The organism is Wolbachia endosymbiont of Frankliniella intonsa (genome assembly GCF_029856955.1).
Classification (GTDB): domain Bacteria; phylum Pseudomonadota; class Alphaproteobacteria; order Rickettsiales; family Anaplasmataceae; genus Wolbachia.
Map to the genome: position 1 here is coordinate 1,074,861 of NZ_CP097148.1, position 14,834 is coordinate 1,089,694.

11 protein-coding genes and 5 pseudogenes are annotated in these 14,834 nt (G+C 33.6%); 5 read left to right on the forward strand and 11 right to left on the reverse strand.

Annotated elements, in window-relative coordinates:
• Positions 1–732: 732 nt before the first annotated feature.
• From M3L71_RS06005 to M3L71_RS06030, 6 genes and pseudogenes are all read right to left on the reverse strand, one after another.
• Positions 733–1,747: pseudogene (locus M3L71_RS06005) on the reverse strand (IS481 family transposase).
• Between the two features lie 181 nt (positions 1,748–1,928).
• A pseudogene (locus M3L71_RS06010) lies at positions 1,929–3,347 on the reverse strand (phage portal protein).
• 114 nt (positions 3,348–3,461) lie between these two features.
• Positions 3,462–3,659: a type II toxin-antitoxin system RelE family toxin gene (locus M3L71_RS06015; protein ID WP_280143374.1), complete on the reverse strand. Its 198-nt coding sequence runs from the start codon at positions 3,657–3,659 to the stop codon at positions 3,462–3,464.
• A gap of 93 nt (positions 3,660–3,752) precedes the next feature.
• Positions 3,753–4,040 carry a hypothetical protein gene (locus M3L71_RS06020; RefSeq protein WP_280143375.1) on the reverse strand — a complete coding sequence of 96 codons (288 nt, stop codon included), beginning with the start codon at positions 4,038–4,040 and terminating at the stop codon, positions 3,753–3,755.
• Between the two features lie 40 nt (positions 4,041–4,080).
• The gene (locus M3L71_RS06025; RefSeq protein ID WP_280143376.1) at positions 4,081–4,308 is read right to left on the reverse strand and encodes a gpW family head-tail joining protein; all 228 of its coding nucleotides are present in this window, start codon (positions 4,306–4,308) and stop codon (positions 4,081–4,083) included.
• A 119-nt stretch (positions 4,309–4,427) separates the two neighbouring features.
• Positions 4,428–5,219: pseudogene (locus M3L71_RS06030) on the reverse strand (terminase gpA endonuclease subunit); the annotation flags it as partial.
• Positions 5,220–5,341: 122 nt separating this feature from the next.
• Between M3L71_RS06030 and M3L71_RS06035 the strand changes: the two are divergent.
• Positions 5,342–6,355: pseudogene (locus M3L71_RS06035) on the forward strand (IS481 family transposase).
• A 500-nt stretch (positions 6,356–6,855) separates the two neighbouring features.
• On the opposite strand, the gene M3L71_RS06040 reads toward M3L71_RS06035, so the two are convergent.
• The 4 genes from M3L71_RS06040 to M3L71_RS06055 form a co-directional block, all read right to left on the reverse strand.
• Positions 6,856–7,203 (reverse strand): hypothetical protein, encoded by a 348-nt coding sequence (locus M3L71_RS06040; RefSeq protein ID WP_280143377.1) that lies wholly within the window; start codon positions 7,201–7,203, stop codon positions 6,856–6,858.
• 270 nt (positions 7,204–7,473) lie between these two features.
• A complete protein-coding gene (locus tag M3L71_RS06045) occupies positions 7,474–7,665 on the reverse strand; it encodes a hypothetical protein (protein ID WP_280143378.1) in 192 nt (63 codons plus the stop codon).
• A gap of 18 nt (positions 7,666–7,683) precedes the next feature.
• Positions 7,684–8,859 carry an ankyrin repeat domain-containing protein gene (locus tag M3L71_RS06050; protein ID WP_280143379.1) on the reverse strand — a complete coding sequence of 392 codons (1,176 nt, stop codon included), beginning with the start codon at positions 8,857–8,859 and terminating at the stop codon, positions 7,684–7,686.
• A 155-nt stretch (positions 8,860–9,014) separates the two neighbouring features.
• Positions 9,015–10,469, reverse strand: a complete 1,455-nt coding sequence (locus tag M3L71_RS06055) for a hypothetical protein (protein WP_280143380.1) — start codon at positions 10,467–10,469, stop codon at positions 9,015–9,017.
• A gap of 984 nt (positions 10,470–11,453) precedes the next feature.
• Here M3L71_RS06055 and M3L71_RS06060 point away from each other — a divergent pair.
• Positions 11,454–12,800, forward strand: coding sequence for an ankyrin repeat domain-containing protein (locus M3L71_RS06060; RefSeq protein WP_280143381.1), 1,347 nt, complete (start codon positions 11,454–11,456; stop codon positions 12,798–12,800).
• Positions 12,790–13,137 (forward strand): IS630 transposase-related protein, encoded by a 348-nt coding sequence (locus M3L71_RS06065; protein WP_280143382.1) that lies wholly within the window; start codon positions 12,790–12,792, stop codon positions 13,135–13,137. Before M3L71_RS06060 ends, M3L71_RS06065 begins: the two co-directional genes overlap by 11 nt.
• Before the next feature lie 248 nt (positions 13,138–13,385).
• On the opposite strand, the pseudogene M3L71_RS06070 reads toward M3L71_RS06065, so the two are convergent.
• A pseudogene (locus M3L71_RS06070) lies at positions 13,386–14,391 on the reverse strand (IS630 family transposase).
• Here M3L71_RS06070 and M3L71_RS06075 point away from each other — a divergent pair.
• Both M3L71_RS06075 and M3L71_RS06080 read left to right on the forward strand, forming a co-directional pair.
• Positions 14,385–14,507 (forward strand): hypothetical protein, encoded by a 123-nt coding sequence (locus tag M3L71_RS06075; protein WP_280143383.1) that lies wholly within the window; start codon positions 14,385–14,387, stop codon positions 14,505–14,507. The pseudogene M3L71_RS06070 and the gene M3L71_RS06075 overlap by 7 nt on opposite strands.
• Positions 14,482–14,778: a transposase gene (locus M3L71_RS06080; RefSeq protein WP_410543474.1), complete on the forward strand. Its 297-nt coding sequence runs from the start codon at positions 14,482–14,484 to the stop codon at positions 14,776–14,778. Before M3L71_RS06075 ends, M3L71_RS06080 begins: the two co-directional genes overlap by 26 nt.
• The last annotated feature ends 56 nt before the right edge of the window (positions 14,779–14,834 follow it).

Genomic DNA, 14,834 nt, shown 5'->3' on the forward strand with positions numbered 1-14,834 from the left:
TTCCTACACCTTTAAAACTTTGTCAATTACCATTATGTATAGAAAAATTTTCTAACCCAAAGTAGTTTTAGGCAAAAGACCCTTAATAGACTCAATACATGACATTTTATTTATTTTGAATTTTCTTTCGTCATGAGCTTGTCTTCATTATTCTTCCGCAAGTAAATCAATATTAATTTAGCAAAATATATTATTAAGATCTTAAGCAAAACAACCATTTCCAGCACTCAAAATCAAGAGACGTGAGAAGAGTTTGTTTTGGGATGGGATGGTCTACCAAACGATACATACGAACTTTTTAATATAGTGATTTCATTATACGCTAAAATCAGCCATATTACACCATTTCATCCATATCTATATACGAACTATTTTGCCTAAGCTTATGAAAATAATTTAAATCTTCTATTTTTATAACCTTATTTTTACTCTGCTTGTTCTCACAAATATACGATGTTTTTTATGTTTTTGGAGAAAGTCAATAATTCAATTCTTTAACTAGCATGGTATCCTCACTAAAATATTTTTAAAAAAGCTAGTTGACTTATAAATAACTCTCTACTAATACTAGCATGTGTTTGTTTATTCTGCTGAAGTTGCTCCGTACAAGTTTGTTGTAAAAAAAACTTCAGCAGTTTCCGTACTCATTTAAAGCATCATGCTCTTATAGTAGTGATATCAAATATAGGTCTTAACTATTTTCATCTGTGTGATTCATAGAGGTTATTGCAACTAATTTGTCAGATCAAGTCTGAACTTAAAATACCTGTTAAGAGGTTTTATTTTTTGAAGTGACTTTAACTCTTGGTTGTGTTTGTAATTTTGCATGACAAATGTTTCTTTTGATGAGATATAATTTTTTTGTATTTCACTTAGACAAGGAATTGTTTTTTCCAGTTCTTTATATTTTTCCCAAGGAGTCTTTCCCTGAAGAGAGCTATGAGGACGTTGTTTATTATAATATTCTTCCCAATCCCTAAGCTTGACTTGCAATTCATAATCCTTAATGTTAACGCTACTATAAAATTCATCTAAATCTGTACGCTGCGCTCTTTCTACTTTACCATTTAAATGTGGGGAAAACGGCTTAATTGGACGGAATTTTATTTTCCATTCTTTTAGACACTCTTGCACTTCGTAAGCAAAAAATTCTTGTCCTCTATCGGTCTGAATCCTTTGACAATGAAATGGAGCCCTTTCCCTTAATTGTTTTAGGAAATCCAGAGTATTTTTGAAGTACGCCTTGAGTATAATGCGATAACTTTATAACGCGTACAATCATCTATAGCAGTATATTGATAAAGCCCCGAAGATATTTTGCAAACATCCATTTGTACACGCTCTCCTGGCACTTTGCAGTTATAACGCTTAATCTGCTTGCGATAGTGGCGCTTAATACGTAAAAGACTTACATCGTGTTTCTTCAAAACTTTGTGTATAGTAGCCAATGCAAAAGAGATATCATGTAAACGCTTTAATTCAGCTTGAATACGTCTTGCTCCTAATTTTCTAGCTTTTCTCAGATGAAGAATGAGCTGTTCATTTGACTTGTTGATTTTTTGTAAGGGTAAAGTTTTAGTCCTGCTACTAAGGTTTGACAATCCCTGTTCACCTAGCTTTTCATAACGTTTGTACCATTTTCGTAAGGTAAAGCGTAAAATGTTATAGTGTTGACATACTTTGCCTGCATGACCTAATTTTTGTATAATTCTATCCAATTCAGACGCAACTTAACTTTGGTATCCATTTACTGATTGCCTCTTGTTGATGAATTTATTCATATTATTTTAATAAGGTATTTAAACTATCACAAGTCAAAGTTTTTATTTTATCTTACATTTTTGCTGTAATAACCTCTATGAATCACACATATAATGATAGTAGTTCAAAGCTTCTTCTCTCTACCATTATTGGCTTATTTATCCACATCACCTTCCTTCCCTTTTATGGTTAACGTCAGAATCGAAACAAAGTCCAAAAGAATTAGCACGCTTTTGATCTTCTGCTATTTCTTGGTCAATTTCTTCTACATCGTAACCCATTTCTGATACTACTTCCGATCGACTCTTAAATCCATTCCTTACTGCCATTTGTTGTGCTTGCTGATCCTTCAGTGGATCCACCCAATCAAATCCCTGTGGTATCCATTTTACTTCTTCTTTCCCTGCTTTTACTACTTTTTCATCTATACTCAGTTCTCCAGAAAGTACTGCTAATTCTAGCCATCTATTCCAAATAGGTCTACAAAACTGGAACACTATCACGTTATGCTGCAACATTGCGCACCTTCTGCGAAACTCTATCAGTACTGCTCTAATGGATGAATAATTAACACCACTTAAATCCCCAGTTAGTTGCTCGTATGTTATCCCTGTACCTATTGCAATAGCTCTCAGCTGCTGTCTCATGAATGCTTCATAACTTCCTCCTACATCTGATGGCTCTGAAAATTTTATATCCTCACCTGGGTCTAAAAGCTGCATAGTTCCTGGCTCTAAACCTGATAGTGCTACTCCTTGCTCATTACTTTCACCTTCTCCCATAATATTTGCTTCAGGATCGAGTCTCGTAATAAATCCAGCAAACATTGCTGCTGTTTTCTTTCTCACCAGCTCTGCATCATCGTATTGATCAAGCTCATAGAGCTTCAGCAGTATATTAGAAAGCCAAGGCTCCCCTCTAATTTACCCAGGTCTTAGTGGTCTATAGATATGTAAAACATCATTTGCTGGCACTCTTACTGACTCTCCAAAGGTACTTTCACCAGGGTGTTCTCTAAATAAGTAATATGCTTCTCTCTGCCCAAGTCTATTGAACTCAATCCCGTTTCTTATTACATTACCATTTGCTAAAGTTTGATTTGTTTTATTATCTAAATGTTCAGACTCAAGTACTTGTAATTGCAGAGGTACACACAGACCATCTTCAGGTTTTCGGATCCGCAAACGTACAAAACATTCTCCTCCTTCTACCATACTTCTGCATACCAGAGCTTGTAATCCATAAAAATCACTTACTCCGCTACTATCTGCTTCATCTGTCCATTTCAGCCATAATTCTTGCACCTTCTTTCGAAATTCCTCATCTCTTGCTTTTGATTGTGGTTTTATTCCTGTTCCAATAGAGTTACTTACTATTGTATCAATAATATTTGCTGCATATGGATTTTTTCTCACCATATCACGTGATCTACTACGTAAAGTTTCAAGGTTTTGAGACAGCAAATTGTTTATACTTCCTAACTCTGGTTGAAAGTGAAAAAATCTTCTTCCCGAGACTGCTGCATCCCAGGCTGAGCTTTTTATCTTTGGTTTGTTGAATAATTGCTTGAATGATTTTAATAGCATTTTTGAATTGTTAATTATGCAGCAGGTTACTGCGCAAATCTTACATTAAAAAATTACAGCAAGCTGCTGGATAGCCTGGTTGTTAACACTTATGCATGAGGCTTGTGCACAATCTTATTCTGGGCTGCTTTCATAAATGTCCTTTCTATGTCCCATTGCAGTAATAGTTACTGTGCGTTTTGAGTAGTTTATCCTATAAATTACACGATAATCACTTACTCGTATTCTAAAATACCCTTTAAATTCATGAGATAATGCTTTACCTATTGCTTTAGGGTTGGTTGCAAGACGACTATCTACAGCTCTTCTCACCCTAGATCTTATCGTTGTTGGTAACGCAAGAAAGTCCTCCTCAAGAACTCTTTTTGAGTAGATAATATCGTATCTCAGCTTATATCTCCACCTTTAGACTGTTTTTCCAGATAATATTCTATTCCAGTCCACATCCTCACTTCTAATTTCTTTATCACCTCTAGCATCACGCTCAAGAGAAATCTTAGCTAACTCTATATCTACTTCATCTATTTCATCATCTTCTTCAGATAATTTACTTGCTTCAATTTCTTCCTCCACTAGGTCCTTTACAACTTCTTCTATAGTTCTATTTTGAACTTTCGCCATTTCTGTAAGGTACTGAGCAAATTCCCCCTCAAAATTTACATTAACATTAATCCTTCCTTGACTTTGAGCCATATTATTTATTGCAAGATACCAACCTCAAACTATAACATTTTTACATAATTTTGTCAATCCCTTTACTTGTTGAAAAAACAATCTTTCTCTTCACACCTGCAACTTTTAGCTCAGCTTTGATTAGTTGTCTTAGGCTGAGCAAATCATTTATCTGCACTTCAGCATATCTCACCACATGGTCACCATATGCAATTGAGACAACTCTTTCTCCGTTTTGCAGTTTCTTTATCGCTTCTTCGACTTGAATTAAATACTCTTCGTTGTACATCTTATACCAACATTCGTTATTGGGAACACAAATTGAGCAAGTTATAAATTTGCTTAACTTCTCAATTATAGGCAAAAATAGCTCTTTTTCATGTGTTTCATTACTAACGGGACTTGGTATTACTTCTCATTCAACCATTTGCTTTGTCTCACTTTTTTAGGTTTTTTGCTTTCCATTTTTCCACTCAAACTATTCCATTTACTCTCTGGCAAACGATCAATTCCAAGCGCAATAGATGCTGCTCTCGCATAAATTCGGCAATCCAGTACTTCATTTCTTTCTCTTACCTTTTGCCACTCCTGTTTGGTATATCCTTTCACCACTTTGCTGACTAATTGCTCTGCCGTTAGCTGCTTAAAATATTCAGGTGCATACTCAGGAAAATGACAATATCCTGGCGGTGTTTCTTCACCATCTTTTAAAATATTAAGTAATTGAAAAAGCTCTTACTTTAATATTGATACTCCAACTGGCCAGAGCTTGATTCCCCTCTCGAGCTTTTGTCCTCCAACTGTTATATCTACTCTACTTGTGCTGCTAAGTGGTACTAGTGCTTTATTTACACCTTTTACTGCCATTACTCTTCCAGATCCTTGATGACCTCTTACCCAATTGTATACTTCTTGTGTTGCATATCCAGCATCAACCGCCATCATACTTATCATATATTCAAGGCCATTTTCACCGATAAAATGATGATTGAGTAACTCCGAAAGTCTTTTCCATACTTCTCTACTTCCTGTATCTCCTTCAAATACTCGGTAGTCTATTGACCAACTTTCACGGCTTTTTCCCCAGGCTACAACTTCTACTTCTAAACGATCTTTTTGAACATCAACACCTGCAGTAAGTACCACTTCTCTCTTAGGTACTGTGCCTACGGGAAAAAATTCTCTCCTGTTAAATAATTTGTGTGATTCATAGAGGTTATTACAGCAAAAATGTAAGATAAAATAAAAACTTTGACTTGTGATAGTTTAAATACCTTATTAAAATAATATGAATAAATTCATCAACAAGAGGCAATCAGTAAATGGATACCAAAGTTAAGTTGCGTCTGAATTGGATAGAATTATACAAAAATTAGGTCATGCAGGCAAAGTATGTCAACACTATAACATTTTACGCTTTACCTTACGAAAATGGTACAAACGTTATGAAAAGCTAGGTGAACAGGGATTGTCAAACCTTAGTAGCAGGACTAAAACTTTACCCTTACAAAAAATCAACAAGTCAAATGAACAGCTCATTCTTCATCTGAGAAAAGCTAGAAAATTAGGAGCAAGACGTATTCAAGCTGAATTAAAGCGTTTACATGATATCTCTTTTGCATTGGCTACTATACACAAAGTTTTGAAGAAACACGATGTAAGTCTTTTACGTATTAAGCGCCACTATCGCAAGCAGATTAAGCGTTATAACTGCAAAGTGCCAGGAGAGCGTGTACAAATGGATGTTTGCAAAATATCTTCGGGGCTTTATCAATATACTGCTATAGATGATTGTACGCGTTATAAAGTTATCGCATTATACTCAAGGCGTACTTCAAAAATACTCTGGATTTCCTAAAACAATTAAGGGAAAGGGCTCCATTTCATTGTCAAAGGATTCAGACCGATAGAGGACAAGAATTTTTTGCTTACGAAGTGCAAGAGTGTCTAAAAGAATGGAAAATAAAATTCCGTCCAATTAAGCCGTTTTCCCACATTTAAATGGTAAAGTAGAAAGAGCGCAGCGTACAGATTTAGATGAATTTTATAGTAGCGTTAACATTAAGGATTATGAATTGCAAGTCAAGCTTAGGGATTGGGAAGAATATTATAATAAACAACGTCCTCATAGCTCTCTTCAGGGAAAGACTCCTTGGGAAAAATATAAAGAACTGGAAAAAACAATTCCTTGTCTAAGTGAAATACAAAAAAATTATATCTCATCAAAAGAAACATTTGTCATGCAAAATTACAAACACAACCAAGAGTTAAAGTCACTTCAAAAAATAAAACCTCTTAACAGGTATTTTAAGTTCAGACTTGATCTGACAAATTAGTTGCAATAACCTCTATGAATCACACAGTTGATTTGAGAGAAATACCGATGCTGTGGAGTGAACAATTAGAGAAGTTTTACGGCTCAGCGTCGTAACGTTTATAAAAACAACATGAAAAAAACATCGAAAAAAGTATGTGCCATAAAATTAAAAAAGGTTATTGCAAAAGGAGCTACTACAAAGGGCCACACAAAAAGATGTTGAAATCGATATAGAAGAGCAAATAAATGTTACAAAATCAATTATGTAAAAATATCAATACAAGTGATGAAGATTTTAGCATATTAGGTGCAACAATGGTAGAAAATGATCCAATTTTAGCTGCATATTTTAATAGTAGAACTGGAGTGTAAAAGGCAGCTCAGCCAATTGTATGTCCCATATCCTCATTTTGTAGCCAGCTTAAAAACAATATAAAAGAGTATTCTTAGAAGACATTGGTACAATTTCCTTAATCTATAAATTATAGTAGTTTGTATTTAAATAATAATCTTCAACTTTTATGGCAAACTAGCAATTTTTCCCCTAGAGTCAGAAACTCTTCTTAGCTCTTCACGTCCTACCCATGAATCTTTGTTCTTGTTAGACTCGCTTATTACTTCAGGATGCATTAATCCACCGGATCTAGCAAAAACACCTAGGTCTATAGCTTCAATAACCGATAAACCTCCCAATAAGCAATTTTGCCCTATCTTTTCATAATTTTCTATTCCTTCATTGCAATCTTCTATTGCTTCATTATAACTGTCTATTTCATCGAGTAGAAGTAGGCCTTCTTCACTCACCTCTACTTTTATCCAATTTTTATTTTCTTCATGAGGGCATAATCTAACTTCTAATTCTCCCAAACTAGTATAGAAAGTTAATACTATATCGCTGCCTTCTGTAAGATCTGTATAATTCCTTATGCCATTTTCAGTTTTAATTTCTACTTCACTTTTACCGATCTTTACTATATTTCTTCCACACTTTACCTCTCCATCGGTTAGACCTAAATCCCTTACCCCATCTGTTATCTTTATAATGTCTATTTTACTATCTTTAGAATATTCTAAGTAAAAAAGGGAGTTGTCTACTCTTGCATCTTTTAGCTCTCTATTGGTTGCACTTTTTGCGATTTAAATAAACTTATGAGAATTGCTAACATAATCTATATAAGCTTTTTTTAGGTTAGTTTTATGCTCTTTAAATTCTGATGTCAGTGTGTTAGCATCAACTATATTACCAAACACTGCCCCTTTTGATACTAATTGACATATTATACTACTAGAAACTTTAGGATTTTTTTCCAACTCACTGATTTTTTTCATCACATAATCGGTAAAAGTTTACTCATTACCTGAAAAGAAATCTTGTGAAAAAGAATAATTTAATCGTATACCAGACTTTATAGCATCATTTACAATCTCTTCAAGTTCAGCCATGTTTTGAGCTCTAAATACCTTATCAGAAAACTTATTTAACTTCTCCTTTTGATTTGAAGTTAAATTAACGAGTAATTTACTGGCCTGTCCTTCCTTTTGCTGACGATAAATATTTATACCATAATCTAATTCTCCTGCTTCTAAAAATATCTTTCTTAACTCTTGAATAAGACCTTCATTGTCCCAAGAAAAAGGATCAACATAAGAAAACACTTTTGATTCACCCATTCCTTGCCGAATATTTAGCACCACTTTTAGGTCTGAATCTCTTTTATGCTTACTTAAAAACTCCTTTAAATTTTTAGTGCAGTCTGAATCGAGTACAAGTAAGTCATACAATTCTGCATTTAACTTTTTCTGTTTATCAGTTAGAAATAATTCTTCTATATTATAGCAGAGTTTATTAGTTGCTATTTGTTGTGGAGTTCTCCCCTTTCTACTTGTTATATTAGGGTTAGCTCCTTTCAAGAGAAGAGAGTTTGCATTATCGTAATGACCTTTAGCAGCAGCAAGGTATAGTGGTGTTTTTCCTTTATTATCTTGTATGTTAGGATCTGCACCTGCTTCTAAGAGTAAATCTATGGCCTGATTTCCTGTGCGACGAAATCCACCAATATTTGCTCCTGCAATTGCATGCAATACTGTTGACTGAGATTCTCCTCTTCTTAGGTTAAGAATTACTTTTAAATCTTTATTGTTTTTATTATCATGTAAAAATTCTTCAAGGGGCTCAGTATTATCAAATGAACCACAGTTAGAAGCTAAACATTTTAGAGCACTAAGTAACTTTTTGTTTAAATTTTTTTGACTTGGCGTAAGATCGTGATCTAGAGCAAACCAAACACAAATCTGTTCACTTAATCCAAGTTTGCTATCTATCAAAGATGATGGTTCATTATAATTTCTAACTGATGGTAAATCTCCTGAGTACCACATATCATTCATCAGCTCATTTAATAAATGCTCTTTAGATGATAGATGTTCTATAATTGATTCATATTCAAAATCAGATGGCTCTGGTTTGGATTTTGGTTTTAGTAGATTGATAATAGATTTTACTATCCCATTAGACTCACCCATACTTATCCCTCTAAGCTAAGATATATGATACATTGTATGCGATATGTAACATTAAGTCAATAACCATAATCTTTTTACTACTCACGTCGTTAAGCTTTTGTGAAGTTTTTATGGTGAGTAATATAAGATCTTTAGACAATCAAGCAGTTTAGCATTTACCCTAAAGTACGGCTTGTTGTCTGTTTTGAATTTGTTACTATCTCACACCAACTATTTTTTTTCTTTTCATTAGATAAGGTAATTTTTTCAGAAGATTGACGTAGTGTTTCATGTTTTTCACAATATCCTCGTTTAATCGCATCATGTACTGAATATCCACCAAGTAAGCAATTTTCTCCTATTTCTTCCTTATCTTTTAATTGATCAAGTTTCTTCTTGTCATCGTCACTTATCTTTACTTCAATTTTATTGTTGTCTTTATCACTAGAACGTAGATGAATACTAATCTTTCCTACTTCAGTAGTAAAAGACATTTCAATGCCACCTTCTAAAACGTCTGTATAATTTCTTTTTCCTCCTACATTTTCAACTCTTACTATACTCTTTCCAACATGAAATATATGATGTCTAAAACTTAAATCTTTCACTTTTGGATTATTTATAACTTTTGCAACCTCAACAGTGCTATCTTGCGAATATTTTACATAAAAATATCCATTATCCATTTCTACGTGTAAAGCTTTGCCTTGGGCACTACTGTTTATAATACCTTCATCTGCTACACTTTTTAGCTTGTTATCGATTTCTTCACGTTCTGCAAAAATCTCATAACTGAACCCATAAGTTGCATACAATAACTTATCATCATAAAAGGAACTGCATTTTACTCTTCCACCTTTTAATAGTAAATTACTCATGATATTGCGTATAATACCTATATTTTTATCATCTGATACACCCTCGTAGGCAGGAATATCTCTTATTCCCTTAGAAACTAAACTTGTTATAGTCTCACTATCGTCTGATAAACTCTCATAAGGTGGTAATCCCTTATGCTGTAGTATTCTATCAGGGATATTTCTTATTTCCTTAAAAATTAAACTTGTTATAGTATACTTATCATCGTTATATTTTGAATTGAGTCTTATCCCTTTTTGCAAATATTTATTTGTTATGCACTCTATACGCTCTAAAGCAATACGCTCTAAAGCAGTGTTTGTAAAATTTTCATGCTTATCCCTATAACCTTGATCATTTTTTGTTACTACATCTTTTAACTCTTTACGAAATTCATCAATTAGACTTCTCTCACTTTCAGTCAGTAGTAGATCTAACTTAATTAAAGCAGAGTCTCTTGGACTAATAGGGTAATTTTTCCAATATAAATCACTATCATCAGTTTCACTCTGATACGACAATGTATGTTTTACACATGTGTCAACAGCCTCCCTAGTTTCATGTCTCTGATCAAGGTCATAACATTCCGAACGATTACTTATTCCTTGAAAAAACAAACTATAATCATCTAAATCTGTTATGTCATCTTCAGGCGTTGGTCCCTCATTGCTATTACACTCAATTTTTGAATGCCATGGCTCAGTATTTAATTCCTCTCCTAGCTTTTGTTCACTGATAGATTCTACAACATATTTTACTGACTCTGTATCCATACTACCTCCTAGCCTAGATATAGAATATATTATGTACAATATATAATATTGGTCAAGCTAATTTCAACACAATCTTTTTACTACTCATATTTTTGTTAAGTTTTTATGGTAAGTAACAATGGAGTATGTAGATAGGTTAAAAGTTGCTTATGACTGCAAATTTGAGCTAATTTTACTATAGATTAAAATAGTTAAGACCTATATTTGATATCACTATTATTAAGAGCGTGATGGATTATGCTTTAAAGGAGTACGGAAACTGCTGAAGTTTTTACAGCAAACCTGTATGGAGCAACTTCAGCAGAATAAACAAACACATGCCAGTATTAGTAGAGAATTATTTATAAGTCAATTAACTTTTTCAAAAAATATTTTAGTGAAGATACCATGCTAGCTAGTGTTATAAACAATTCAATTGTTTACTCCTTCAAAAAAGATCGTATATTTTTGAGAACAAGTTGCGTAAAAATAAGGTTATAAAAATAGAAGATTTAAATTATTTCCATAAGCTTAGGCAAAACAGTTCGTATGTATATATGGATAAAATGGTCTAATATGGCTAGTTTTAGCGTATAGCAAAGTCAGAATACAAAAAAGTTCGTATGTATCGCGCGGTAGACTAACGCATCCCAAAACAAACTCTTCTCACGCTAGCTGGTTTTTATTGCTGGCAATAAGTATAATATTTAAATATTTAGTATTATATATTGCTAAGTTAATAGAGATTCGCTAAAAATTTTCATAAAATTTATTTCATAAAAAATTTCTAAATGGGGGTTGACAAGATTTAAGAGTGGAATAGGCTATATAGCAGATTTATTTTAAGATAGAAATGGGTATAAGGTTCTTCATTAACAGAGAGCTTTATTTTTCCTTATATTGTGAGGGAGCTGTGTTAATTATAAAAGAATATTGTTGTCTAAGTTTAAATCGAATAACTTACTGTTGCTTCATTAAATTGGGTGATTTTATATGGAGGCCTAAATGATTTCTGGTAGTGATAATTATGGTCATGAATTTCTTGCTACCACGTATAGTGGAGGTGCTGAGATTGATGCTCAGGGCAATGATGCTAATACTCCTCTGCACTGGGCTGCAAAATATGATCATTTAAATGTAGTAGAAAAGCTGATAGAGAAAGGGACTGAGATTGATGCTAAGGACAATAAGGATAATACTCCTCTGCACTGGGCTGCAAAATATGATCATTTAAATGTAGTAGAAAAGCTTATAGAGAAAGGTGCTAAAATTGATGCTAAGGACAATTATAGTGGTAATACTCCTCTGCACTTGTCTGCAGAATATTGTTATTTAAGTATAGTAGAAAAGCTTATAGAGAAAGGGGCTAAAATTGATGCTAAGAACAATGATGATAATACTCCTCTGCACTTAGCTAAAAGGAATGGCTACTTAAATGTAGTAAGAAAGCTTTCAGAGGCAGGGGCTGTTAATGTTAACAACAATTATGATCACACTCTTTTAGAATTAGCACAGAGGTATAAGAGGTCAAAATTGGCAAAGGCTTTAAGAGAGGAACAAAGCGAGGGGCATTCACAACGTAGGCATCGTCATCATAATGGAGAGCAAAGGTACCTACGTTTTGCTCACCTTGAACTGGAGGGCGATGACCGTAGTGTTGAGAATGATAATCCTGCAGTAGGAAATAATCAAGCTACAAGTGGAGCAAGTAAGGTATCTTCATGGATAAATGATTTTTGTAGTTGGGTAAAAGAAAAAAGTGAAATGGTGGTATCAAATGTAGTAAATGGGTTATACGGAGATAGTACTAATGTATCGCATTCTGGAAAATCATCAGTGCAAGGTATATCAAAAGAGAATGTTTCTAATAAAGGTTTGTCTTCTAGTTGGAAAAAAGTTGAAGGATCGACAAATTTTGGAGCTGCTTTACCTAAAGGAGCGTCAAGTACTGCAAGTTCAATATCACAAGTTTATGCACAATCAGATATAATTGGTCTCATGCTACTTGTTCCTATCTTTATGAATACAATGGGTAGAAAATTTGTTCTTCCACTTCTTTCAGCAGATCAGCCTATATCACCAGAAAAAGTACAGGTATATGCATCAAATATTACAAATGGGTTTAGGGAAGTATTAGAGCAGCAAGCTAAATTGAAAGATGGTATACAAATGCACCGGTTAAATATTGATTTTTGGGAAATGCAAGAAGTGGTTACTGGAAAAATCATAGGTAGTAAATTTAATGAGATTCCAGAGATTTTAAATTCATATGTGGAGAAAGCATTACCTATAGTATTTCCCAAAGCAAATGATAAAGGTATAATAAAGTATTTGAGTTATAATGGCATATAGTGTGGATTTAAGGGAAAAGGAAGTATTGATGATAGAAAAAGGGAAGACAAAGGTTGAGATAGCAGAGCTCATGGAGATAGGAATAGCAACTCTGTACCGCTGGTTAAAAAAGAAAGCTGCTGGTGAAAGCTTAAAGCCATCTAAAAACGGTAGCTTTATTCGAAAAATAGACCCAAAAATACTCGAAGAATATGTTACAAAGAATCCAGATCATACTCTGGCAGAGATGAAACAAAATCTTGGATTTGGAATAAATTCAATTTGGTATAGACTAAAACAGCTAAAAATTACTTTAAAAAAAAGTCACACTATATCAAGAGCGCAATCAAGAAGATAGGCAGCAATTTATTGATAAAATCTCAAAAATAGAACATTCCAGCATCTTATATATAGATGAAGCAGGAGTTGATAATAAGTTATACCGAGAATATGGACGTGCTCCAAGAGGAAAGAAAATTTATGCAGATGTTCCAGGGAGAACTCGAGAGAGAATCAGTATAGTAGCCGGGTGGATTGGAATGAGATTTATTGCACCAATGACTTTCAAAGGTGGGTGTGAAAAAGAGGTATTCATACCAAAATCCATTACTGACGGAACAAATAAGAAACATTACAAACTCGTTTAATAGTAGTACTGGAAATATTGACAATAAAATTACACAAAACATCTTCAAGTAAACCTATGGTATCGTAGATACTATTGCGTAAAGTATTGTATTTGATATATTGCCACAACCTTTCAACAGGATTCAGTTCCGGTGAATAAGGAGGCAAGTATATGATGGTAATGTTTTCCTGAATTTTCAAACTTTTTGATCTATGCCAACTTGCACAATCCATTACAAGAAAGGCTTCTTTCGTGCCTAAATCTTTCGACATCTGCTCCAGAAATATATTCATACAATCAGTGTTTACATATGGAGCAAGTAGGCTAATTTTCTTACCACTTCTTGGATTTACCGCACTTTAGATATAGAAATTTTGTCTACCAATTTTCATTTTAACCTGCGTTCTGAACCCTTTTTTAAACCATCCGTGTCCGATTTTTGAATGAGTCCCAAATCGTGATTCATCAAAAAAAAACACCTCCCTTTTAGGGTGGAAATTGACTATTTTATTGAAGTATCTTTTAAACTCTTCTTGCTTGTTTTTATCTTGTTTATGGTCCATTGGCCTCGGTGTTATGTAAGAAAATTTCATCCTTTGTATCTCACGGTGCACTGTTGATTTGCTGATGTTTAGGGCAAATTCCTCTGAGATTTTTATTTGTACTTCCTTAATAGTAATATTTGGATTTCTTTCTACCCATATTTCAATTTGCTCACGTTGATTTTTGTTTAATTTGCTTTTTCTTCTCCGCTGAAACAGGGCAAAAAATTTTTCTACTCTACCAAATTTTAGGATCTTTATCCATTCAGTCAAAGCAGTCCTTGAAATTTTACATATTCTTGCCACAGCGCTTATACTACTTTCTTTTCCTGCTATCACCGCTTGTAACTTTTTGAAACATATGCGTTATTTCTTACCTTTTTAACATTTCTTTCGCTAAATTTACAACTCTTTCGTCTAATAGTTTTGACCTTAATGCCATTTATACCTCGCTATTTCACTTACTCTAGTATGACTTTTTCCCCATTATTCTCTATCTGTTCTTTCTATAGCGGGAATTGGTATCAATATATTGTTGGAGAAGATGTTATTACCTAAATTGCCACTTGGCACAACCATAGTTATGGATAATGCTACATTTCATAAGACCACTAAAACAAAATCATTAATAGAGTCTTTTGGCTTTCATGTGCTGTATCTTCCAACATATTCACCAGATTTGAATCCCATAGAACACTGTTGGCATACCATCAAAAGCCGCCTCAGACCTCTAATGTATAAATGTACAGACTTACAACTTTTGGTTGGTAATACCATAATGGAAATTTATCCATTCATTTTAGAAAATACTACACCAGAAAAGAGCTAGAAAACATGTGTTTTAAATTCAAGATATCTTTTTAGTATCATTGTATTAGTACATTC